Source organism: Bradyrhizobium sp. USDA3010 (assembly GCF_056429065.1).
Window position 1 is genome coordinate 23,710 of the sequence record NZ_JBWJZD010000035.1, and the last position, 22,932, is coordinate 46,641.

A 22,932-nucleotide genomic window follows, 5' to 3' on the forward strand; every position below is an offset into this window, starting at 1 on the left:
GCTTAGGCCGCTTCGGCGGCGAGCTTCTTGCCCTTCTCGACGGCTTCTTCGATGGTGCCGACCATGTAGAACGCCGCTTCCGGCAGATGGTCGTACTTGCCCTGGCACAGATCGCGGAAGCCCTTGATGGTGTCGGCGAGGTCGACGAACTTGCCCGGCGAGCCGGTGAAGACTTCGGCGACGTGGAACGGCTGCGACAGGAAGCGCTCGACCTTGCGGGCGCGGGCGACCGTCAGCTTGTCCTCTTCCGACAGTTCGTCCATGCCGAGAATGGCGATGATGTCCTGCAGCGACTTGTAGCGCTGCAGAATCTGCTGGACCATACGCGCGGTGTTGTAGTGCTCCTCGCCAACGACGAGCGCAGACAGCATGCGCGAGGTCGAGTCGAGCGGGTCCACCGCCGGATAGATGCCCTTTTCCGAGATCGCGCGCGACAACACCGTGGTGGCGTCCAAATGCGCGAACGAGGTGGCGGGCGCCGGGTCGGTCAAGTCGTCGGCCGGCACGTAGATCGCCTGCACCGAGGTGATCGAACCCTTCTGGGTGGTGGTGATGCGCTCCTGCAGCGCGCCCATGTCGGTCGCGAGCGTCGGCTGATAACCCACCGCCGAAGGAATACGGCCGAGCAGCGCCGACACTTCCGAACCCGCCTGGGTGAAGCGGAAGATGTTGTCGACGAAGAACAGCACGTCCTGGCCTTGGTCGCGGAAGTGCTCGGCGACCGTCAGACCGGTCAGACCGACGCGGGCGCGGGCCCCCGGCGGTTCGTTCATCTGGCCGAACACCAGCGCGCACTTCGACTTCACGCTCGGATCCGGATTGTGCGGATCGGCGTTGACCTTCGATTCGATGAACTCGTGATAGAGGTCGTTGCCTTCACGGGTCCGCTCGCCGACGCCGGCGAACACGGAGTAACCACCGTGCGCCTTCGCGACGTTGTTGATCAGTTCCTGAATCAGCACCGTCTTGCCGACGCCGGCGCCGCCGAACAGGCCGATCTTGCCGCCCTTGGCGTACGGAGCGAGAAGATCGACGACCTTGATGCCGGTGACGAGGATTTCCGCCTCGGTCGACTGGTCGGTATAGCTCGGCGCTTCCTGGTGGATGGCGCGCAGGCCTTCGGACTTGATCGGACCGGCTTCGTCGATCGGCTCGCCGATGACGTTGATGATGCGGCCGAGCGTACCTTCGCCGACCGGTACCCGGATCGGCTCGCCGGTGTCGGTGACTTCCTGGCCGCGCACCAGACCTTCGGTGATATCCATCGCGATGGTGCGGACGGTCGATTCACCGAGATGCTGTGCGACTTCGAGCACTAGGCGGTTGCCGCCGTTCTTGGTCTCGAGCGCATTCAGAATCGCCGGAAGGTGGCCTTCGAACTGCACGTCGACCACGGCGCCCGTGACCTGGGTAACGCGACCGATCTGGTTGGCTGCTGTAGCCATGGACTGTTCTCCTTCGAAAATCTGCCTTAGACCGCCTCAGCGCCGGAGATGATCTCGATCAACTCCTTCGTGATCTGGGCCTGACGGGTTCGGTTGTAAATCAGGGTTTGCTTACGGATCATCTCGCCGGCATTGCGCGTCGCGCTGTCCATCGCGCTCATCTGCGCGCCATAGAACGAGGCGTTGTTCTCCAGCAGCGCACGGAAGACCTGCACCGCGAGGTTGCGCGGCAGCAGGCTGCCGAGAATCTGGTCCTCTTCCGGCTCGTATTCGTACGAGGTCGCGGGAGCCACGCTGGCCGCGGGCGCAGCCACTTCGAGCGGGATGATCTGCTGCGCGGTCGGGATCTGCGCGATCACCGACTGGAAGCGCGAATAGAACAGCGTGCAGACATCGAACTCGCCGGCCTCGAACCGCGCCAGCACCTTGTTGGCGATGTCCTCGGCGTTGACGAAACCGATCTGCCGCACCGAACGCAGGTCGAGGTGCTCGACAATCCGCTTCTCGAACGTCCGCCGCAGCTGCTCGTAGCCCTTGCGGCCGACGCAGAAGAATTTGACTTCCTTGCCTTGCGCGAGCAGCGCGTTCGCCCGCTCGCGCGCCAGACGCACGATCGCGGAGTTGAAAGCGCCGGACAGGCCGCGCTCGCCGGTGCAGACCAGAAGCAGGTGCACCTGATCGTTGCCGGTGCCCGCGAGCAGCGCCGGCGCACCGGGTGAGCCGTTGGTCGCAGCGGCGATGTTGGAAATCACCGCGTCCATCTTGGTGGCATAGGGCCGCGCCGCCTCGGCGGCGTTCTGCGCGCGGCGCAGCTTCGAGGCTGCGACCATCTGCATGGCCTTGGTGATCTTCTGCGTCGCCTTGGTCGAGGCGATGCGGACCCGCATGTCTTTCAGTGACGCCATTCTTCGTCCACCCCGGCAATCCGACCGCAACGGTCAGATCGCAAGCCTCTCTGTTCCCATCGCCCGGCCGACGGCCAGGCGATGCCCTTGTGCGAAGGTCTTCCTACGCAAACGTCTTGTTACGCAAACGTCTTGGCGAAGCCCTCGACCACCGTCTTGAGCTTGGCTGCGGTGTCGTCGGACAGATCGCGGCTGGTGCGGATCGCGTCGAGGATCTCGACGTTCTTGCCGCGCAGCAGCGAGAGTAGGCCGTCCTCGAACGCCTTCACCTTGTTGAGCGGCAGCGGATCGAGGTAGCCGTTGGTGCCGGCCCAGATCACGCAGACCTGCTCTTCCATCTTCAGCGGCGAGAACTGCGGCTGCTTCAGGAGTTCGGTCAGGCGCGAGCCGCGGTTGAGCAGGCGCTGGGTCGAGGCATCGAGGTCGGAGCCGAACTGCGCGAACGCCGCCATCTCGCGGTACTGCGCGAGCTCGCCCTTGATCTTGCCGGCGACCTTCTTGGTTGCCTTGGTCTGCGCCGACGAACCGACGCGCGACACCGACAGACCGACGTTCACGGCCGGACGGATACCCTGGAAGAACAGGTCGGTTTCCAGGAAGATCTGGCCGTCGGTGATCGAAATCACGTTGGTCGGAATGTAGGCCGACACGTCGTTGGCCTGGGTTTCGATGACCGGCAGCGCCGTCAGCGAGCCCAAACCATGCTCCTTGTTGAGCTTGGCGGCGCGCTCGAGCAGGCGGGAATGCAGATAGAACACGTCGCCCGGATAGGCTTCGCGGCCCGGCGGGCGGCGCAGCAGCAGCGACATCTGGCGATAGGCGACGGCCTGCTTGGACAGATCGTCATAGATGATCACGGCGTGCATGCCGTTGTCGCGGAAGTACTCGCCCATGGTGCAGGCGGTGAACGGCGCGATGTACTGCATCGGTGCCGGATCGGACGCGGTGGCCGCGACGATGATCGAGTATTCCAGCGCGCCCTGCTCTTCGAGCACCTTGACGAACTGCGCGACGGTGGAGCGCTTCTGGCCGATCGCGACGTAGACGCAATACAGCTTGAGGTTCTCGTCCGGCTGAGCGTTGAGCGGCTTCTGGTTCAGGATGGTGTCGAGCGCGATCGCGGTCTTGCCGGTCTGACGGTCGCCGATGATCAGCTCGCGCTGGCCGCGGCCGATCGGAATCAGCGCATCGATCGCCTTCAGGCCGGTGGCCATCGGCTCGTTCACCGACTTGCGCGGAATGATGCCGGGCGCCTTGACGTCGACGCGCTTGCGTTCGGTGGCCTGGATCGGGCCCTTGCCGTCGATCGGGTTGCCGAGCGCGTCGACGACGCGGCCGAGCAGGCCCTTGCCGATCGGCGCGTCCACGATCGCGCGGGTGCGCTTGACGGTCTGGCCTTCCTTGATCTCGCGGTCGGCGCCGAAAATCACGATACCGACGTTGTCGGTTTCGAGGTTGAGCGCCATGCCGCGCGTGCCGTTCTCGAACTCGACCATTTCACCGGCCTGGACGTTGTCGAGACCGTAGACGCGAGCAATACCGTCGCCGACCGACAGCACCTGGCCAACTTCGGTGACTTCGGCTTCCTGGCCGAAATTCTTGATCTGGTCCTTGAGGATCGCAGAAATTTCTGCGGCGCGGATGTCCATCAGCCTGCCTCTTTCATCGCGTTCTTGATCGAATTGAGTTTGGTGCGAAGCGAACTATCCACCATGCGGCTGCCGAGCTTGACCACCAGGCCACCAATAATGGAGGGATCGACCTTCACGTTGAGCGCGACGTCCTTGCCCGTCACTGATTTCAGTGCGGCCTTCAGCCCGTCGAGATTCTTGTCACTGAGCTGCTCGGCGACGGTGACTTCCGCAGTCGCCTCACCCTTGAACTTCGCCACCAGCGCGCGATAGGCGCGGATCACATCGGCCACGGCAAACAGCCGGCGATTGGCGGTGAGCACCTTGAGGAATTTCGCCGACGTGCCGGCGATGCCGGCCTTGTCGAGCACCGCGGCCAACGCCTTCAGCTGGGCGTCGGCGGCAAACACCGGGCTGCGGACGAGGCGCTTGAGATCGGCGCTCTCGTTGAGCATGGCCTCGAACTTGTCGAGGTCGGCCCGGACTTGATCGACGGACTGCTCGTCGCGCGCCAACTCGAACAGGGCCGTTGCGTAACGACCGGACACTCCCGAAACGGACGGATCTTCAGCAGCCACGAGCTCGCTCTTTTTTGCTGTCAAATTCGCAAGGGAAAAACCGTCGCCACCAAAGCAGCGCCTAGCGATCCAAGCCCTTGGAATTCAAGCGGGACTTCGATTTTCGACCGGCACAGGACGTGCCGGGATCGTTAAAATCGCGGCTTTGCTAACATAGCAATCGCGCAGGTGCAACATGACGGCACCGTGCGAGCCGCCTTGTCGCATGCGGTTTTCGGCGACCGCAGCCGGCGCTCGAATCAGAAAAATTCGGCGCGCGGAAATTCACTGCGCGGGCTCCGATTCGCGCCACCGCGGATTTGTTCCAACGAAATTTGCATGGGCCTGTGGCCGAGCGCGCAAGGAACCCGAAACGCGGCGCCGTTTCATTTGGCGATTACTTACTGAAAACTTACCGCTGGCCCATTAATCAGTATTCGTAAGCATATTAATGGTTAAAAATTCATTAAAGGCCAAGATTACAGAACCTCGATTGAGTACCCCAAAGCGGTAACAAGATATTTCAGCCCGAGACAATCGGGATTTACTGCCCAATTCGTGCCTCATTGCGAAACCAAACGGCTTTGGTCAACGAAGGGACGGGGGTTCCACTTGCCACGTTAGTGGCAATACTGTCTGAGGGTCTTATCAATGCTGAATATCAAGAAGGCGGCGGGCAATGTAACCCGCTCGCGTACGGCGCTTGCATTTGTAGCCGCAACTATCCTGGTCGGGGGCAGCGTGACGGAGGCGTCCGCGAAGTCCAGGCATCACCATCGCCACCACCATCATCACCAGGCCCGCGCTGAAGGTTCGTCCTGGCGCGACGCCAATGCATCGATCCAGCCGTCCGGCGGCCACACGTTCTCGGGGATGGCCTCCTTCTACGGCAATGAGTCGGGCAGCCGCACCGCTTCCGGCCAGCGCTTCAACCAGAACGCCATGACCGCCGCTCACCGCTCGCTGCCGTTCGGCACCAGGCTCCGTGTCACCCACGGCGGCCGCAGCGTCGTCGTCACCGTCAACGATCGTGGCCCGTTCGTCCGCGGCCGCGTGCTCGACCTCTCGACCGGCGCAGCCCGCGCCATCGGCCTGACCGGCGCCGGCGTCGGCCGCGTCACCGCCGAGGTCGTCTCGTAAGCGCTTCAGTAAGCGTTGCGTTGCGTAACGGCCGCGAGGCCTGCTTCGCGCCAAAGGCCTGCCGTCGCAAATGACGGCAGGCTTTTTCTTTTCGGGCCGTGCTGCCAGCGCCCGTCATTGCGAGCGGAGCGAAGCAATCCATTTCACCGCGTTTGCGGACACATGGATTGCCTCGTCGCTTCGCTCCTCGCAATGACGGAGGACAGTGAACGAACTAGAGGAAGCTCTGCGGATCGACGTCGACCTCGAGCTTCAGATTGCCCTTGGTCTTCGGACCGGCTTCCAGCCATTCGCGCAGATATTGCGACAGGTCGACATTGCGCAGCGACTTCACCAGCAGGCGGAAGCGGTAGCGGCCCTTGATGACGGCAAGCGGGGCCTCGGCGGGGCCGAGCACCTGGATCCGCTCGTCGAGCGGCGCCATCGCGGCGAGCTTGCGCGCAAAGCCTTCCGCCGTCGGGCGATCGCCGGCGGAGACGATCAGGCTCGCCAGCCGGCCGAACGGCGGATAGCCGGTGCGCTCGCGGATATCGATCTCGCTGGCGTAGAACGCCTCACGGTCGTTCGCGATCAGAGCCTTGATGACCGGATGTTCCGGCTGATGGGTCTGCAGATAGCCGACGCCATGGCCCTGCTCGCGGCCGGCACGGCCGACCACCTGGTTCAGCAACTGGAACGTCCGCTCGGCGGCACGCGGATCGCCGTTGCTCAAGCCGAGATCGGCATCGATGACCCCGACCAGATTGAGCCGCGGGAAGTTGTGTCCCTTGGCCACCAGCTGGGTCCCGATGATGATGTCGACGCGGCCCTCGGCGATCTCGTTGAGTTCGCTGCGCATGGTCTCGATCGAGGTGATGAGATCGCTCGACAGCACCATGGTGCGGGCCTCGGGGAAGATACTCGCGGCCTCCTCCTGCAGGCGCTCGACGCCGGGGCCGACGGCGACCAGCGATTCCTCGGCTGCGCAATGCGGGCAGATGTTCGGGCGCGGCATCGAGAAGCCGCAGTGATGGCAGACCAGCCGCTGCCGGAACCGGTGATCGACCAGCCATGCATCACAAATCGTGCAGGCGAAGCGGTGGCCGCAGGCACGGCAGAGCGTCAGCGGCGCATAGCCGCGACGGTTGAGGAACAGCAGCGCCTGCTCGCGGCGCTCGATCGCATGGCGAATCTGCTCGGCCAGAACCGGCGAGATGAAGCGGCCACGCGGCGGCGGCGCGCGGCGCATGTCAATCGCCTCGATATGCGGCATGTGCTGGCCGCCGAACCGCGACGGCAGCGCGACGCGCTGGTAGCGCCCCTTGCGCGCATTGACCTCGCTCTCGACCGAGGGCGTCGCCGACGCCAGCACGATCGGGATCCTGGCGATATGGGCGCGGACCACCGCCATGTCGCGCGCGTGATAATGCGCGCCCTCATCCTGCTTGTAGGCCTGGTCGTGCTCCTCATCGACGATGATGAGACCGAGATCGGCGTAAGGCAGGAACAGCGCGGAGCGGGCGCCGACCACGACCGGCGCCTTGCCTTCGGAGATCGCGGCCCAGTTTCGCGCCCGCGTGCGCGGCGTGAGCTCCGAATGCCATTCCAGCGGCCGCACGCCGAAGCGCTGCGCGAAACGGTCGAGGAACTGGCCGGTCAGCGCGATTTCCGGCATCAGGATCAGGGTCTGCTTGCCGCGGCGGATATTCTCCGCGATCGCCTCGAAATAGACCTCGGTCTTGCCGGAACCGGTGACGCCGTCGAGCAGTGCGACGTGAAAGCTGCCGCTCGCGGCCAGCGTCCGCATCACATCGACCGCGCTGCGCTGCTCGCGCGAGAAATCCGGCTGCGCATAGGAGGGATCGGGAATGGGTGGCGGTGCGGGCGGCGGCATCGCCTCGACCGTCAGCGTGCCCTCGTCGACCAGGCCGTCGACCACGCCCGAGCTGACGCCGGCCTCACGCGCCGCCTCGGACTTGCCGTGCAGCAAGCCATCCGACAGCACCTCGATCAGCCGCCGGCGCGCCGGCGTCAGGCGCCGCGGCGGCTCGCCCACGAGGCGCACCCCGAGCCGCGTCCGCTCCGGCCCAAGGTTCTCGCCCATCCGCAGCGTCATCCGCAGCACCATGCCGCGCGCCGACAAAGTGTAAGTGGAGACCCAGTCGACGAGCTGGCGCAGCTCCGGCCTGAGCGGCGGAACATCGAGCTTCTCGCTGACGTCCTTGAGCCGGTTGTGCAGCCGCGGATCCGGCTTGGCATTCTCGGCCCACACCACCGCAACGACCTCGCGCGGCCCGAGCGGAACGCAGATCACATCGCCGGACGCAAGCTCCATGCCGCGCGGCACGCGGTAGGAATAGGTCTGGTTCAGCGCGACAGGCACCAGCACGTCGACGACGCGGGTCGTCGATGCGGAGGCTGGGCTGGGGCGTGTGGTGTGGTCCATTGAATCAGAGCTTTGAGCCGGGCTAGCACCGCTGCGCGGTCTTAGCGAACGGTAAACGAAGGCAGTGCGATATAATCAGGAGATTAGCAGCGCCAATAGCCCTTAAGGACGTGCCCGCTCAAGACATGACCGCTCAAGACATGGCCCGGACCGATCAGCCCATGCCACCGCTCGAGCTCGACTGCGCCGACGTGTCGGTCACGCAGGAGATGACGCGCTGGCTGTCGCATCTGCGCGCCGAGCGGCGGCTGTCGCCGAAGACGCTCGAGGCCTACGCCCGCGATGTGCGTCAATGCCTGGCCTTCCTGGCCGAGCACTGGGGCGCGCGCGTCACGCTTGCGGCATTTTCCGCGCTCGAGGCCAGTGATGTCCGCGCCTTCATGGCGATGCGCCGCGCCGACGAAATCGGCGGCCGATCGCTGATGCGGGCGCTGGCCGGCCTGCGCTCGTTCGGACGTTTCCTGGAGCGCGAAGGCAAGGGCAAGGTCGGTGCGCTCTCGGTAATCCGCGCCCCCAAGGTGGCGAAGAGCCTGCCGAAACCGATCCACATGGAAGCGGCGAAACGCTTTGCCGATGCCGACGAGCGCGCCGGCGAAACCCGCGAGACCTGGATCCTGGTGCGTGACGCCGCCGTGATGGCGCTGCTCTATGGTTCCGGTCTGCGCATCTCCGAGGCGCTGGGGCTGAAGCGCCGCGACGTGCCGAAGCCGGGCGAAGGCGACGTGCTTGTCGTCACCGGCAAGGGCAACAAGACCCGCATGGTGCCGGTGCTGCACAACGTGCTGCAATTGATCGCGAACTATGCGGCGATCTGTCCGCATCAGCTCAGCCCGACCGGGCCGATGTTCGTCGGTGCGCGCGGTGGCCCCTTAAGCCCGCGCATCATCCAGCTCACCATGGAGCGGCTGCGCGGCGCGCTCGGCCTGCCCGACAGCGCAACGCCGCATGCGTTGCGGCACTCCTTCGCCACCCATCTGCTCAGCCGCGGCGGCGATTTGCGCGCGATCCAGGAATTGCTCGGCCACGCATCGCTGTCGACCACGCAGATCTACACCGGCATCGACAGCGAGCGCCTGCTCGAAGTCTATCGCTCCGCGCACCCGCGCGGCTGAGCGCCCGGACCTGAGTTCAAAATACGGCTCGAGGCCGGCATCAAATGCGCCGTTCATCTTGCGCCGTTCATATTCATACGGCTGCCACAAATCGCTCGGCACTTGCCTTGTGCGCCGCATTCAGCAATCGTGGCGCGGTCTCATCCGGAGGGGGAATCATGAGCGCACATGAAAGTATGGAGCACGCGGAGCATGCCGAGCATGCGTCGGCCGAGAACAGGAAGATCGCCCTCCTGATCGCCGTGATCGCGCTCTGCCTGGCGCTGTCGGAAACGCTCGGCAAGGGCGCCCAGACCGAATCGATCAGCAAGAACGTCGAAGCCTCCAACCTCTGGGCCTTCTTCCAGGCCAAGAGCATCCGCCGCACCGCGGTGCAGACCGCAGCCGAACAGGGCAAGCTCAACCTCGCGACCACCACCGACGAGGCGGCCAAGGCCGCGCTGCAGAAGCAGATCGACGACTGGCAGAAGACCGCGGCACGCTACCGCTCGGAGCCGGAGACCGGCGAAGGATCAGAGCAACTCTCCGAACGCGCCAAGCACGCCGAGCATGAGCGCGACGAGGCCACCGCAAAATATCATCACTTCGAGCTTGCCTCCGCCGCCTTCCAGATCGCCATCGTGCTGGCGTCCGCGACCATCATCACCGGCATCGCCGCGCTGGCCTGGGTGTCCGGCCTGGTGACGCTCGCCGGCGTCGTGATGACCTTGCTCGGCCTGTTCCAGCCGCATCTGCTGCATCTGCATTGAGCTGAAAGGCTCTGCTTTCCCTCCGTCATCCTGAGGAGCGCGCATTGCGCGCGTCTCGAAGGATGAACGGCCCGGCTGGTGGCCGTCGATCCTTCGAGGCTCGCTCCGCTCGCGCCTCAGGATGACGGGGCACGGGTGGTTGCCTAGAGCACCTTGCTGGTCTGGTGGACGCTTTTGCGGAAGCGCGCGATCAGGCGCAGCGTGCGCGCAGTCCAGCCGTCGCCGTCGCCACTGATCAGCTCGAGGATGCGCCGCTTGACCGGCTCGACCAGCGCGGTGGCCTTGGCGCGCAGCGCCATCACGAAATTATAGAGCGCCTCGAACCAGGGCATCTCCAGCAGTTTCGATCGGGTCACGTCGAACAGGAAGGCGGTGACGCCGACGCCGACGATCTTGGCGAACAGGATCAGCGAGACCGCGCTGAACCAGTATTGGTTCGCCAGGAGCCAGAGTCCGACCAGCTTGAGCGGAAACAGCGGGATCAGCGGCACGACGAAGACGATCAGCGTCATCGCCGGCGACAGCGAATCGACCCGTTCGGCAAGCCATTGCTTGAGCGCGCGCAGCGGGATCCAGGCGACCACCCGGGCTACGATCGGCTCGACGTGATCCCATAGCCAGGCCTCGATCAGGAAGATGATCGCAAGAAGGACCCAGAACGGCTGAAGCAGGCGGCGCAACATCACTATGATCTCTACCCGGCTCGCGCCGGGATGTTCGATCACATATGGATGGCGCGCTTGCCCACCGCAAGCGCGGCTTCCTTGATCGCTTCGGAACGGGTCGGATGTGCGTGGCAGGTGCGCGCCAGATCCTCGGCCGAGCCGCCGAATTCCATCAGGACGCAGGCTTCGTGGATCATTTCGCCGGCTTCCCGGCCGACAATGTGCACGCCAAGCACGCGATCGGTCTTCGCATCTGCGAGAACCTTCACGAAACCGTCGGTGGTCTGGTTGACCTTGGAGCGGCCGTTCGCGGTGAACGGGAATTTGCCGACGGTATAAGCGACGCCGGCCTGCTTGAGATCTTCCTCGGTCTTGCCGACCGACGACACTTCCGGCGTGGTATACACAACGCCTGGAATGACGTCGTAGTTCACATGGCCGGCCTGGCCCGCGATGATCTCCGCGCAGGCAACGCCCTCGTCTTCCGCCTTGTGCGCCAGCATCGGCCCGGCCACGACGTCGCCGATCGCGTAGATGCCCTTCACATTGGTCGAGAAGTGCGCGTCGATCTCGACGCGGCCGCGATTGTCGAGCGCAACGCCGGCTTCCTTCAGCCCGAGGCCCTCGGTGTAGGGCACGCGGCCGATGCACACGAGCACGACGTCGGCTTCGATGGTCTCCGCAGCGCCGCCCGCGGCCGGCTCGATCTTGGCCTGCAGCGTCTTGCCCGAGGTGTCGACCGCGGTGACCTTGGCGCCCAGCTTGAATGTGAAGCCCTGCTTTTCCAGGATGCGCTGGAATTGCTTCGCCACCTCGCCATCCATGCCGGGCAGGATGCGGTCGAGGAATTCCACCACGGTGACCTTGGCACCGAGACGGTGCCAGACCGAACCGAGTTCGAGCCCGATCACGCCGGCGCCGACGATCAGCAGGCTCGACGGCACCTTCTCCAGCGACAGCGCGCCGGTCGACGACACGATGCGCTTCTCGTCGATGTCGATGCCCTTCAACCGCGCGATGTCGGAGCCGGTGGCGATCACGATGTTCTTGGTTTCGACGATCTCGGACTTGCCGTCGCCGGAGACCTCGACCTTGCCGGCACTGATGATCTTGCCGGTGCCCTTGAGGACGTCGATCTTGTTTTTCTTCATCAGGAACTCGACGCCCTTGACGTTGCCGTCGATGCCCTGCTGCTTGAAGTCCATCATCGCGGGCAGATCGAGCTTCGGGGCGGGGACGCTGACGCCCATTTTGGCGAAGGAGTGCGCGGCTTCCTCGAACATCTCGGAGGCGTGCAGCAGCGCCTTCGACGGCATGCAGCCGACATTGAGACAGGTGCCGCCCAGCGTCGCGCTCTTCTCGACGACGGCAACCTTCATGCCGAGTTGCGCCGCGCGGATCGCGCAGACGTAACCGCCGGGGCCAGTGCCGATGACGACGAGATCGTAAGAAGCCATGATTGAGGTCCTGTAGCTAAACTCTGTGACAGTTGGGCGGGCGCGGTCCGATCGGAAGGCCGCTTCCCGCTGCTTGATCGTGTTCTAGAGCCCCGTTCCGACTGAATCGGAACGGGGCTCTAGGTTCTTGTCTTGACGCGTTTTCTTCACGCGAACCGGTACCCACTTCGCTCGAAAACGCTCTAGCGACCGCCCGACACGTCGAGGATCGCGCTGGTGACGTAGGACGCTTCGTCGGAGATCAGCCAGACGATGGCGTTGGCGATCTCGTCGGCGGTGCCGACGCGCTTCATCGGCACCATATGGGCCAGCCGGTGCGCACGATCGGGCTCGCCGCCCGCGGCGTGGATGTCGGTGTCGATCAGGCCCGGCCGGATGCCGGCGACGCGGATGCCTTCACCCGCGACTTCGTAGCCGAGGCCGATCGTGAAGGAATCGATCGCCCCCTTGGAGGCGGCATAGTCGACATAGGTGTTGGGCGCGCCGAGCCTTGCTGCGACCGAGGAGAGGTTGACGATGACGCCGCCCTGGCCGCCGTGCCTGGTCGACATGCGCTTCACCGCCTCGCGCGCGCACAGGATGCTGCCGGTGACGTTGACCGCCATCATCTGCTGGATGCGCTCGGCCGACATCTCGTCGACACGCACGCCGCTCCTGCCGACGATGCCGGCATTGTTGACCAGCGCGCCGAGCGTGCCGAACCCATCGGCCGCCTTGAACAGCGCCAGGATGTCCTGCTCGCTGCCGACGTCGCACTTCACCGCGATCGCCTTGCCGTTGCTGGCCTCGATCGCGGCAACGACCTCGTTGGCCGCAGCCTGGTTGGAGGCATACCCGACCACCACGCGATAACCGCGCGCGGCAGCAGCAAGCGCGGTGGCGCGGCCGATGCCGCGGCTGCCGCCGGTGATGACAACGACCTTATCCGTCACATTGATCCCCAAACGTAAGCACCCAACAAAACGCGACGCCTGAACCGATCGGGCGCCGCGCGCGATACGACCTTAGAGGTCCAGTACAAGCCGTGCCGGATCTTCCAGGCTCTCCTTGACGCGCACCAGGAAGGTGACCGCTTCCTTGCCGTCGATGACGCGGTGATCGTAGGACAGCGCCAGATACATCATCGGCCGCACCTCGATCTTGCCGCCGACCACCATCGGCCGCTCCTGGATCTTGTGCATGCCGAGGATGCCGGACTGCGGCGCGTTGAGGATCGGCGTCGACATCAGCGAGCCGTAGATGCCGCCATTGGTGATGGTGAAGGTGCCGCCCTGCATCTCGTCGATCTTGAGCTGGCCGTCGCGGGCGCGGCGGCCGTAATCGGCGATCGACTTCTCGATCTCGGCGATCGACTTGTGGTCGCAGTCGCGCACGACAGGCACCACCAGGCCGCGGTCGGTGCCGACCGCAACGCCGATGTGGTAGTAGTTCTTGTAGATCAGGTCAGAGCCGTCGATCTCGGCGTTGACGGCCGGAATGTCCTTCAGCCCCTGCACGACCGCCTTGGTGAAGAAGCCCATGAAGCCGAGCTTGGAGCCGTGCTTCTTCTCGAACGTATCCTTGTAGAGAGCCCGCAGCTTCATCACCTCGGTCATGTCGACCTCGTTGAAGGTCGTCAGCATCGCGGCGGTGTTCTGCACGTCCTTGAGGCGGCGCGCGATGGTCTGGCGCAGCCGGGTCATCTTCACGCGCTCCTCGCGCGCGGCATCGTCCGCCGGCGACGGCGCACGGACCTGCACGGCGGCGGCCGGCTGGTTGACCGGGGTCGGCGCCGAGGCGGCCTTCTCGATCGCGGCCAGCATGTCGCCCTTGGTCACGCGGCCATCCTTGCCCGAGCCCGGAACGGTGGAGGCGTCGACGCCGCTTTCGGCGGACAGCTTGCGCACCGAAGGCGCCAGCGGCGCATCCGCCGGCGGCACCTTGGGCGCGGCAGGGGCTGGTGCGGGAGCGGCGGCAGGCGCCGCAGCAGCGGCCTTGGCCGGAGCGGCGGCAGCAACCGGCTTGGCCGGAGCCGCGCCGTCATTGATCTGGCCGAGCAGCGCGCCGACGGCGACGGTCTCGCCATCCTTGGCGATGATCTCACCCAGCGTGCCGGCGACCGGCGCGGGCACCTCGATGGTGACCTTGTCGGTCTCCAGCTCCACCAACGGCTCGTCCACCGCGACGGCCTCCCCGGCCTTCTTGAACCAGCGGCCGATCGTGGCCTCGGTTACGGATTCGCCGAGCGTTGGAACGCGAATTTCAGTCATGATCTTTTCCCCGATAACCTTGCGGTCGCAAAATTGGTTCAGCCACCATCCGCCAAAGCGAACGACCCGGTACTCCGTGACGACAGCGGTGAGGCTGGATGACGCGGGATACCGGATGCCCCGCTCCAGTGCGCAATTGCGCACAAGGCGGGGCATGGCTTCAGTGAAGGCCGTTAGTTCAGTGCGTCGTCGAGCAGCGCCTTGAGCTGCGCGAGATGTTTGGACATCAAGCCGGTGGCGGTCGCCGCCGATGCCGGCCGGCCGGCATAGCGCGGACGCTTATTGGCTGCGTGGGTCTGATTCAGCACCCATTCCAGATAGGGCTCGATGAAGTGCCAGGAGCCCATGTTGCGGGGCTCTTCCTGGCACCAGACCACCTCGGCAGCCTTGAAGCGGCCGAGCTCCTGCACCAGCGCCTTCAGCGGCACCGGATACAGCTGCTCGATGCGCAGCAGGTAGATATCGTCGATGCCGCGCTTCTCGCGCTCCTCGTACAGGTCGTAATAGACCTTGCCGGAGCACAGCACGACGCGACGGATCTTGTCGTCCGGCACCAGCTTGATCTTCTCGTCCGGCAGCATCTGCGCGTCATCGTACAGGATGCGGTGGAAGGTGGCGTTCTTGCCGAGCTCGTCGAGCCGCGACACGGCGCGCTTGTGACGCAGCAGCGACTTCGGCGTCATCAGGATCAGCGGCTTGCGGATTTCGCGATGCAGCTGGCGCCGCAGCACGTGGAAGTAGTTTGCCGGCGTGGTCGGATTGACCACCTGCATGTTGTCCTCGGCGCACATCTGCAAGTAACGCTCGAGGCGCGCGGAGGAGTGCTCCGGTCCCTGCCCCTCGTAGCCATGCGGCAGCAGGCAGACGAGGCCCGACATGCGCAGCCATTTGCGTTCGCCCGAGGAGATGAACTGGTCGAACACCACCTGCGCGCCATTGGCGAAGTCGCCGAACTGCGCTTCCCAGAGCGTCAGCGCGTTCGGCTCGGCCAGCGAGTAGCCGTACTCGAAGCCGAGCACCGCCTCTTCCGACAGCAGCGAGTTGATGACCTCGTAATGGCCGGTGTCCTCGCCGCCGAGATGGTTGAACGGCGTGTAGCGGCTCTCGTCCTCCTGGTCGATCAGGACCGAATGGCGCTGCGAGAAGGTGCCGCGCTCGGAATCCTGGCCGGACAGACGCACATGATGGCCTTCCTGCAGCAGCGTGCAGAACGCCAGCGCCTCGCCGGTCGCCCAGTCGATGCCGACACCGGTGTCGATCGCCTTGGCGCGATTGTCGAGGAAGCGCAGAATGGTGCGGTGGGCGCGGAAGCCGTCCGGCACCTTGGTGATCTTGCGGCCGATCTCCTTGAGCACGGCGACATCGACACCGGTGACGCCGCGGCGCGCGTCTTCCTCCTGATCGGCCGACTTGAAGCCGGCCCATTTGCCGTCCAGCCAGTCGGCCTTGTTCGGCTTGTAGCCCGAGCCGGCTTCGAGCTCGGCATCGAGCCGCGCGCGCCAGTCGGCCTTGGCCTTCTCGACCTCGCCCTCGGTCAACACGCCGTCGGCGACCAGCCGCTTGGCGTAGATCTCCAGCGTCGACGGGTGCGAGGCGATCTTCTTGTACATCACCGGCTGGGTGAACGCCGGCTCATCGCCCTCGTTGTGGCCGTGACGCCGGTAGCAGAACATGTCGATGACGACCGGCTTGTGGAATTTCTGCCGGAACTCGATCGCAACCTTGGCCGCGAACACCACGGCCTCCGGATCGTCGCCATTGACGTGGAAGATCGGCGCGTCGATCATCTTCGCGACGTCGGACGGATAGGGCGACGAACGCGAGTAGCGCGGATAGGTGGTGAAGCCGATCTGGTTGTTGACGATGAAGTGCAGCGAGCCGCCGGTGCGGTAGCCCTTCAGGTCGGACAGGCTGAAGCATTCCGCCACCACGCCCTGGCCCGCGAATGCCGCGTCGCCGTGCATCAAAAGCGGCAGGACCGAGATGCGCATGTCCGGCGGATCGCCGTGTTGATCCTGCTTGGCGCGCACCTTGCCCATCACGACCGGATCGACGATCTCGAGATGCGACGGATTTGCGGTCAGCGACAGATGGATATTGTTGCCGTCGAACTCGCGGTCCGAGGACGCGCCGAGGTGATACTTGACGTCGCCGGAGCCTTCGACCGAGTCCGGGTTGGCCGAACCACCCTTGAATTCATGGAACAGCGCGCGGTGCGGCTTGCCCATCACCTGGGTCAGCACGTTGAGGCGGCCGCGATGCGGCATGCCGACGACGATCTCCTTCACGCCGAGATTGCCGCCCCGCTTGATGATCTGTTCGAGCGCCGGGATCAGCGATTCGCCGCCGTCGAGGCCGAAGCGCTTGGTGCCGGTGAACTTGGTGTCGCAGAACTTCTCGAAGCCGTCGGCCTCGATCAGCTTGTTGAGGATCGCGCGGCGGCCCTCGGGGGTGAAGCTGATCTCCTTGTCCGGACCTTCGATGCGCTCCTGGATCCACGCCTTCTGCGCGGCATTGGAGATGTGCATGAACTCGACGCCGAGCGTCTGGCAGTAGGTGCGCTCGCAGATCTGCACGATCTCGCGCAGCGTGCCGTATTCGAGGCCGAGCACGTGGTCGAGGAAGATCTTGCGGTCGAAATCGGCCTCGGTGAAGCCGTAGGAGCGCGGATCGAGCTCCTCGCGGTCGCGCGGCGCCTCGATGCCGAGCGGATCGAGCTTGGCGTGGAAATGCCCGCGCATGCGATAGGCGCGGATCAGCATCAGCGCGCGAACCGAATCGCGGGTGGCCTGATGCACGTCGGCGTCGGACAGCGCCGCGCCCTTGGCCTGGGCCTTGGCGGCGAGCTTGGTGCCGACCGCCTTCTCGACCTGGGCCCAGTTGCCGTCGAGCGCCGAGGTCAGCTCGTCACGCGGCGTCACCGGCCAGTTGACGCGGCCCCACGAGGCACCCTCGGCGTTCTTCTGGACGTCGGCCGGGGCGTCCTTCAGGCTTTTGAAGAAATCCTGCCATTCGGCGTCGACCGACGACGGGTCCTGCTCGTAGCGGGCATAGAGATCGTCGATGTAGGTGGCGTTGGTGCCTTGCAGGAATGATGAGAGAGCAAAAGCAGCATTCGCGTCTTGGCGAGACATGGGGCAGTCCTGGTGATTTTTTTCGGTTCGCGCGTAGGAGACGGCGCTGGTGCCGGTCTGGAAGTGCGCCGGCTGGATCGATACCCTTTACCCTATCTAGGACAGATATTCCTGCCTAAAAGAACCAAGAAATGAACTTAATTTCATATTTTATTGATCGGCATTCTGCTGGCAAAACGCATTAAAAGGGCGGGTTCCCTCATGAGAACCCGCCCAAAACCCTGCCAAACCTCGAAGGGAACTTCGCCTGACGGAAGTTACTTCAGCATCTCGGCGAGCGTGTGCCCGAGCCGCGCCGGGGACGGCGACACCTTGATGCCGGCGGCTTCCATCGCCGCGGTCTTGGAACCGGCATCGCCCTTACCGCCGGAGATGATCGCGCCGGCATGACCCATGCGGCGGCCGGGAGGTGCGGTGACACCGGCGATGAAGCCGACCATCGGCTTCTTGCGGCCGCGCTTGGCCTCGTCCTTGAGGAACTGCGCGGCGTCTTCCTCGGCGGAGCCGCCGATCTCGCCGATCATGACGATCGACTTGGTCTTCTCGTCGGCCAGGAACATCTCCAGCACGTCGATGAACTCGGTACCCTTGACCGGATCGCCGCCGATGCCGACCGCTGTGGTCTGGCCGAGGCCCTCCTGGGTGGTCTGGAACACCGCTTCATAAGTCAGGGTGCCGGAGCGGGAGACGATGCCGACCGAGCCGGGCTTGAAGATGTTGGCCGGCATGATGCCTATCTTGCACTCGCCGGCGGTCATCACGCCGGGGCAATTCGGCCCGATCAGCCGCGACTTCGAACCCGACAGCGAGCGCTTGACGCGCACCATGTCGAGCACCGGAATGCCCTCGGTGATGCAGACGATCAGCGGGATCTCCGCATCGATCGCCTCGCAGATCGCGTCGGCCGCACCTGGCGGCGGGACATAGACCACGCTGGCGTCGGCGCCGGTCTTCGCACGCGCGTCGGCGACGGTGTCGAACACCGGCAGGTTGAGATGGGTCGAGCCGCCTTTGCCCGGCGCCACGCCGCCGACCATCTTGGTGCCGTAAGCGATCGCCGCTTCCGAATGGAACGTGCCGTTCTTGCCGGTGAAGCCCTGGCAGATGACCTTGGTGTTCTTGTCGATCAGAATGGACATGGTTCGAGATGCTTTCGCGAGACGGTCGGTGAAGGGTTTAGTGGATACGCCGGTACACGCCGGTGAGCACGTCGGCCCACCCTTCCGCGTCAGGCGAGAATTGGATCTTCATGGTGTAGGTGTTGTCGTCGACGACCTCGTAGACGTGACGGGCATTGCCGCGCAGCGAGCCGCGCACCAGGATCAGCGACTTGCCCGCCCAGCCGCCGGACGCCGGCGACGGCGGGTAGTAGCCGAGTGAATCGTGCCAGAACAATCGGTAGGCTCGATCCTCGCGGTCGTAGGTGAAGACGCCGTGGGTGGCGAAGCTCTCCTTGCCGTCGCGGGTCTGCACGCAGTCCTGGATCAGGTAGAAGCCGTTGAGCGCGATGCGCGCAACGACATGCGAGGTGGCCGGACCGCCTGCGGTCCAGCGCGACGGATAGACCATCTCGTCGCCGCTCCACTCGCCCGCGAAAACCGCGAGCTTGCGGTGTTCGTCCAGCGGGGTCGGAGCGTCGAGATGATCGGCCATCGTTAGCCTCCCTTGACGGCTTTCACGATCTTCTGTGCGGCGTCATCGAGATTGTCGGCGGGCACCACGTTGAGGCCGCTGTCGCGGATGATCTTCTTGCCCAGCTCGACATTGGTGCCTTCGAGGCGCACCACCAGCGGCACCTTGAGACCGACCTGCTTCACCGCGGCGACCACGCCCTCGGCGATCACGTCGCACTTCATGATGCCGCCGAAGATGTTGACCAGGATGCCCCTCACGTTCGGATCGGCGGTGATGATCTTGAAGGCAGCTGCAACCTTCTCCGCGCTGGCGCCGCCGCCGACGTCGAGGAAGTTCGCCGGCTCCATGCCGTAGAGCTTGATGATATCCATCGTCGCCATGGCGAGGCCGGCGCCGTTGACCATGCAGCCGATCGTGCCGTCGAGCGCGACATAGTTGAGGTCATATTTCGACGCCTCGATCTCCTTGGCGTCCTCCTCGGACTCGTCGCGCAGCGCGACCACGTCCGGGTGACGGTAGAGCGCGTTGCTGTCGAACGACACCTTGGCGTCGAGCACGCGGAGCTGGCCCTGCTTGGTGACGACGAGCGGATTGATCTCGAGCATCGCCATGTCCTTGGCGGCGAAAGCTGCATAGAGCTGGCCGGTCAGCTTCTCGGCCTGCTTGGCGAGATCGCCCTTCAGCTTCAGCGCCTCGGCAACCGTGCGGCCGTGGTGAGGCATGACGCCGGTGGCGGGATCGACCGAGAACGAGACGATCTTTTCCGGCGTCGAATGCGCGACGTCCTCGATGTTGACGCCGCCTTCGGTCGACACCACGAAGGAAATCTCGGAGGTCTCGCGATTGACCAGGATCGAGAGGTAGAACTCCTTGTCGATGTCGGAGCCTTCCTCGATGTAGAGGCGGTTGACCTGCTTGCCGTGCGGGCCGGTCTGCACCGTGACCAGCGTCGCGCCGAGCATCTGCTTGGCGAACTGGTCGACCTCGGCAACCGACTTGGCGATACGGACACCGCCCTTGTCGCCGGCGGATGCTTCCTTGAACTTGCCCTTGCCGCGGCCACCGGCATGGATCTGGCTCTTCACCACCCAGATCGGGCCGGGGAGCTGCTTGGCCGCCGCGTCGGCATCTTCCGGCTTCAGCACCGGCACGCCGCGCGAGATCGGCACGCCGAATTCGTGCAGCAGAGCCTTGGCCTGGTATTCGTGGATATTCATGGAAAGACGCTCCCAAACCCTCGTGCGGCGAACTTCAAGTCAGCCTTGACGCTGGTATACCATATACCAAAGCTCGCGCAACTACAAAATCCGCCGGAATTTCATCACCTTGTACCCGACAGGCGATTGAAATCGCCTATCGGGTCATTGTCGATTGAGATTACTTGCCGAGCAGATCGGGCGCGATCTTCTTGCAGGCGTCGACCAGGCCCTGCACCGCGCCGACCGACTTGTCGAAGGCTTCACGGTCCTTGCCGGCGAGCTCAATCTCGACGATGCGCTCGACGCCCTTGGAGCCGATCACGGTCGGCACGCCGACATACATGTCCTTCACGCCGTACTCGCCGTTGAGATAGGCGGCGCAGGGCAGCACGCGCTTCTTGTCCCTCAGATAGCTCTCGGCCATCTGGATCGCGGACGCCGCCGGCGCATAGAAAGCCGAGCCGGTCTTGAGCAGGTTGACGATCTCGGCGCCGCCATTGCGGGTGCGGTCGACAATCTCGTCGATGCGGGCCTGCGAGGTCCAGCCCATCTTGACGAGGTCGGGCAGCGGGATGCCGGCAACGGTCGAGTAGCGGGTCAGCGGCACCATGGTGTCGCCGTGGCCGCCCAGCACGAAGGCGGTGACGTCTTCGACCGAGACGTTGAATTCGTCGGCCAGGAAATAGCGGAAACGCGCGGAGTCGAGCACGCCGGCCATGCCGACCACCTTCTTGTGCGGCAGACCCGAGGCCTTCTGCAGCGCCCAGACCATCGCGTCCAGCGGGTTGGTGATGCAGATGACGAACGCGTCGGGCGCGTACTTCTTGATGCCGGCGCCGACCTGCTCCATGACCTTGAGGTTGATCGACAGCAGATCGTCGCGGCTCATGCCGGGCTTGCGCGGCACGCCCGCGGTGACGATGCAGACCTTGGCGCCATCGAGCGCTTCATAGGAATTGGCGCCGACCAGATTGGAGTCGAAGCCGTCGACCGGCGACGACTGCGCGATGTCGAGCGCTTTACCCTGCGGCACGCCCTCGGCGATATCGAACAGCACGACGTCTCCGAGCTCCTTGAGGCCAACGAGGTGCGCCAGCGTTCCGCCGATCTGTCCGGAGCCAATCAGTGCAATCTTGTCGCGTGCCATGGGAAATCAGTCCTTTGAACTGGTGCAGGAGGGAGGGAAGTCGGTTGCAAGGGTGGTTATCCCTTTCGAATGATCCATTCAAGTCGCGGCCTGCCCGATTGGAGGCCTTGCCTGGAATTCGATCAGGCATGCCAGCAACATCCGTCCCGGAGACACGAAAAGTTGCTCCGAACCGGACCGCGCGCAAGACCGAATTTCGAGGCTAATTTCAGGTCTCGACCAGGCCGGTCGACGCGCCGCTGGCCGCGGAGTCCTTGCGGCCGTGCGGCAGCGCCAGATAGGATTCCGAGCTCATCTCGATCAGGCGCGAGGACGTGCGCGTGAACTCCATCGCCTCGATGCCGTCGGTCGCAAGGTACAACGACACCGGATCGGCCTCGGCCGAGGCCATCAGCTTCACGGCATTGTCATAGAGCGTGTCGATCAGCGAGATGAAGCGCTTGGCGGCGTTGCGCTCGGCGTAATCCATCACCGGAATATGGTCGATCAGGATCGTGTGGTAATCGTGCGCGAGCCTGAGGTAATCGGACGCGGCGAGCGGCTTCTCGCAGAGATCGGCGAAGCTGAAGCGCGCGACGCCATGCGACGAGCACGGCACAGTCAGCAAACGCTTTTTGATCTCGATAAGGCGCGCCTTGCACGGCGCGTTGCCGGTCATCTTGCGCCACGCCGCATTGAGCACATCGCGAGCCGCGTCATCCGCGGGCACCAGCCACATCTTCACGCCGACGAGCTTCTCGAGCCGGAAGTCGGTGCGTGCATCGAGCCGCAGCACATCCATGTGGTCGGAAATCTGCGCGATGAACGGCAGGAACAGCGCGCGATTGAGACCGCCCTTGTAGAGATCATCAGGCGCGACGTTCGAGGTCGCGACCACGACGGTGCCGAGATCGAACAACTTGGCGAACAGCCGCCCGAGGATCATCGCATCCGCGATGTCGGTGACGTGGAATTCGTCGAAGCAGAGCAGCCACGCTTCGTCGAAGATCGCCTGCGCGGTGAGCGCGATCACGTCGCCGTCCCCGATCTCGCCGCGCGCGATCTGCTGGCGGTAGCCGTAGATGCGCTCATGCGCCTCGGCCATGAATTCGTGGAAATGGGCGCGGCGCTTGTGCTCGACCGGGCTCTGCTGGAAGAATAGGTCCATCAGCATGGTCTTGCCGCGGCCGACCTCGCCATGGACATAGAGGCCGCGCGGCGGCGTGTCGTCCTTGTCGCCGCCGAACAGCCGTCCGAGCAGGCTCTGCTTGCGCTGCGGCTTGTAGCTCGCGAGCCGCTCCTCCAGCGCGCCGAACGCCTCGGCGGCGCGGGCCTGCGCGGGATCGGCCTCGATCGCGCCGGAGGCGACCAGGGATTTGTAGTGTTCGAGAAAGGAACTCGGCGAGGTGGACAGCATGGGTCCACCTTACGGCCCTAGTGCGCGGAAAATTGCAAGCCGTGAATTGTGCCAATGGGGTATGCAAGCGCAAGCCCTTGCATACC

At 64.6% G+C, this 22,932-nt stretch carries 18 protein-coding genes; 3 read left to right on the top strand and 15 right to left on the bottom strand.

Features of this window, described 5'->3' with window-relative positions:
- Positions 1-2: 2 nt before the first annotated feature.
- The 4 genes from atpD to AC066Y_RS35335 form a co-directional block, all read right to left on the bottom strand.
- Positions 3-1,445, bottom strand: coding sequence for a F0F1 ATP synthase subunit beta (gene atpD, locus AC066Y_RS35320; RefSeq protein WP_092121637.1), 1,443 nt, complete (start codon positions 1,443-1,445; stop codon positions 3-5).
- 26 nt (positions 1,446-1,471) lie between these two features.
- Positions 1,472-2,350, bottom strand: a complete 879-nt coding sequence (locus AC066Y_RS35325) for a F0F1 ATP synthase subunit gamma (protein ID WP_212318930.1) — start codon at positions 2,348-2,350, stop codon at positions 1,472-1,474.
- A gap of 119 nt (positions 2,351-2,469) precedes the next feature.
- Positions 2,470-3,999 (bottom strand): F0F1 ATP synthase subunit alpha, encoded by a 1,530-nt coding sequence (gene atpA / locus AC066Y_RS35330; protein ID WP_092121635.1) that lies wholly within the window; start codon positions 3,997-3,999, stop codon positions 2,470-2,472.
- Complete coding sequence (locus tag AC066Y_RS35335; RefSeq protein WP_092121634.1) at positions 3,999-4,559, bottom strand: F0F1 ATP synthase subunit delta; 561 nt, start codon at positions 4,557-4,559, stop codon at positions 3,999-4,001. The genes atpA and AC066Y_RS35335 overlap by 1 nt, the downstream gene beginning before the upstream one ends.
- A gap of 630 nt (positions 4,560-5,189) precedes the next feature.
- On the opposite strand from AC066Y_RS35335, the gene AC066Y_RS35340 reads away from it, so the two are divergent.
- A complete protein-coding gene (locus tag AC066Y_RS35340) occupies positions 5,190-5,678 on the top strand; it encodes a septal ring lytic transglycosylase RlpA family protein (protein ID WP_478277903.1) in 489 nt (162 codons plus the stop codon).
- A 214-nt stretch (positions 5,679-5,892) separates the two neighbouring features.
- On the opposite strand, the gene AC066Y_RS35345 is transcribed toward AC066Y_RS35340, so the two are convergent.
- Complete coding sequence (locus AC066Y_RS35345) at positions 5,893-8,103, bottom strand: primosomal protein N' (protein WP_478277904.1); 2,211 nt, start codon at positions 8,101-8,103, stop codon at positions 5,893-5,895.
- Between the two features lie 161 nt (positions 8,104-8,264).
- On the opposite strand from AC066Y_RS35345, the gene AC066Y_RS35350 reads away from it, so the two are divergent.
- Entirely contained in the window at positions 8,265-9,215 is a 951-nt protein-coding gene (locus tag AC066Y_RS35350) for a tyrosine recombinase XerC (RefSeq protein ID WP_478277905.1), read from the top strand.
- A 158-nt stretch (positions 9,216-9,373) separates the two neighbouring features.
- Complete coding sequence (locus tag AC066Y_RS35355) at positions 9,374-9,964, top strand: DUF4337 domain-containing protein (protein ID WP_478277906.1); 591 nt, start codon at positions 9,374-9,376, stop codon at positions 9,962-9,964.
- A 143-nt stretch (positions 9,965-10,107) separates the two neighbouring features.
- Here the strand turns inward: AC066Y_RS35355 and AC066Y_RS35360 are convergent, their stop codons facing one another.
- From AC066Y_RS35360 to zapE, 10 genes are all read right to left on the bottom strand, one after another.
- A complete protein-coding gene (locus AC066Y_RS35360; RefSeq protein WP_478277907.1) occupies positions 10,108-10,647 on the bottom strand; it encodes a hypothetical protein in 540 nt (179 codons plus the stop codon).
- Between the two features lie 38 nt (positions 10,648-10,685).
- Positions 10,686-12,086, bottom strand: coding sequence for a dihydrolipoyl dehydrogenase (lpdA, locus tag AC066Y_RS35365; protein WP_478277908.1), 1,401 nt, complete (start codon positions 12,084-12,086; stop codon positions 10,686-10,688).
- A gap of 182 nt (positions 12,087-12,268) precedes the next feature.
- A complete protein-coding gene (locus tag AC066Y_RS35370; RefSeq protein WP_478277909.1) occupies positions 12,269-13,018 on the bottom strand; it encodes an SDR family oxidoreductase in 750 nt (249 codons plus the stop codon).
- A gap of 72 nt (positions 13,019-13,090) precedes the next feature.
- Positions 13,091-14,335, bottom strand: coding sequence for a 2-oxoglutarate dehydrogenase complex dihydrolipoyllysine-residue succinyltransferase (gene odhB, locus AC066Y_RS35375; protein WP_478277910.1), 1,245 nt, complete (start codon positions 14,333-14,335; stop codon positions 13,091-13,093).
- Between the two features lie 173 nt (positions 14,336-14,508).
- A complete protein-coding gene (locus AC066Y_RS35380; RefSeq protein ID WP_478277911.1) occupies positions 14,509-17,469 on the bottom strand; it encodes a 2-oxoglutarate dehydrogenase E1 component in 2,961 nt (986 codons plus the stop codon).
- 257 nt (positions 17,470-17,726) lie between these two features.
- On the bottom strand, positions 17,727-18,608 hold the full coding sequence (sucD, locus tag AC066Y_RS35385; RefSeq protein WP_092121610.1) for a succinate--CoA ligase subunit alpha: 882 nt from the start codon (positions 18,606-18,608) through the stop codon (positions 17,727-17,729).
- A 37-nt stretch (positions 18,609-18,645) separates the two neighbouring features.
- Positions 18,646-19,122, bottom strand: a complete 477-nt coding sequence (locus tag AC066Y_RS35390; RefSeq protein ID WP_478277912.1) for a DUF1579 family protein — start codon at positions 19,120-19,122, stop codon at positions 18,646-18,648.
- Positions 19,123-19,124: 2 nt separating this feature from the next.
- The gene (gene sucC, locus AC066Y_RS35395; RefSeq protein WP_478277913.1) at positions 19,125-20,321 is read right to left on the bottom strand and encodes an ADP-forming succinate--CoA ligase subunit beta; all 1,197 of its coding nucleotides are present in this window, start codon (positions 20,319-20,321) and stop codon (positions 19,125-19,127) included.
- A 160-nt stretch (positions 20,322-20,481) separates the two neighbouring features.
- Positions 20,482-21,450 carry a malate dehydrogenase gene (mdh, locus tag AC066Y_RS35400; protein ID WP_092121604.1) on the bottom strand — a complete coding sequence of 323 codons (969 nt, stop codon included), beginning with the start codon at positions 21,448-21,450 and terminating at the stop codon, positions 20,482-20,484.
- Positions 21,451-21,658: 208 nt separating this feature from the next.
- Positions 21,659-22,846 (bottom strand): cell division protein ZapE, encoded by a 1,188-nt coding sequence (gene zapE, locus AC066Y_RS35405; protein WP_478277914.1) that lies wholly within the window; start codon positions 22,844-22,846, stop codon positions 21,659-21,661.
- Positions 22,847-22,932: the final 86 nt, after the last annotated feature.

Coding starts and splice junctions, on each gene's coding strand:
- atpD (WP_092121637.1), bottom strand. CDS start 1,445: ATGGCTACAGCAGCCAACCAGATCGGTCGCGTTACCCAGGTCACGGGC.
- AC066Y_RS35325 (WP_212318930.1), bottom strand. CDS start 2,350: ATGGCGTCACTGAAAGACATGCGGGTCCGCATCGCCTCGACCAAGGCG.
- atpA (WP_092121635.1), bottom strand. CDS start 3,999: ATGGACATCCGCGCCGCAGAAATTTCTGCGATCCTCAAGGACCAGATC.
- AC066Y_RS35340 (WP_478277903.1), top strand. CDS start 5,190: ATGCTGAATATCAAGAAGGCGGCGGGCAATGTAACCCGCTCGCGTACG.
- AC066Y_RS35345 (WP_478277904.1), bottom strand. CDS start 8,103: ATGGACCACACCACACGCCCCAGCCCAGCCTCCGCATCGACGACCCGC.
- AC066Y_RS35350 (WP_478277905.1), top strand. CDS start 8,265: ATGCCACCGCTCGAGCTCGACTGCGCCGACGTGTCGGTCACGCAGGAG.
- AC066Y_RS35355 (WP_478277906.1), top strand. CDS start 9,374: ATGAGCGCACATGAAAGTATGGAGCACGCGGAGCATGCCGAGCATGCG.
- AC066Y_RS35360 (WP_478277907.1), bottom strand. CDS start 10,647: ATGTTGCGCCGCCTGCTTCAGCCGTTCTGGGTCCTTCTTGCGATCATC.
- lpdA (WP_478277908.1), bottom strand. CDS start 12,086: ATGGCTTCTTACGATCTCGTCGTCATCGGCACTGGCCCCGGCGGTTAC.
- odhB (WP_478277910.1), bottom strand. CDS start 14,335: ATGACTGAAATTCGCGTTCCAACGCTCGGCGAATCCGTAACCGAGGCC.
- AC066Y_RS35380 (WP_478277911.1), bottom strand. CDS start 17,469: ATGTCTCGCCAAGACGCGAATGCTGCTTTTGCTCTCTCATCATTCCTG.
- sucD (WP_092121610.1), bottom strand. CDS start 18,608: ATGTCCATTCTGATCGACAAGAACACCAAGGTCATCTGCCAGGGCTTC.
- AC066Y_RS35390 (WP_478277912.1), bottom strand. CDS start 19,122: ATGGCCGATCATCTCGACGCTCCGACCCCGCTGGACGAACACCGCAAG.
- sucC (WP_478277913.1), bottom strand. CDS start 20,321: ATGAATATCCACGAATACCAGGCCAAGGCTCTGCTGCACGAATTCGGC.
- mdh (WP_092121604.1), bottom strand. CDS start 21,450: ATGGCACGCGACAAGATTGCACTGATTGGCTCCGGACAGATCGGCGGA.
- zapE (WP_478277914.1), bottom strand. CDS start 22,846: ATGCTGTCCACCTCGCCGAGTTCCTTTCTCGAACACTACAAATCCCTG.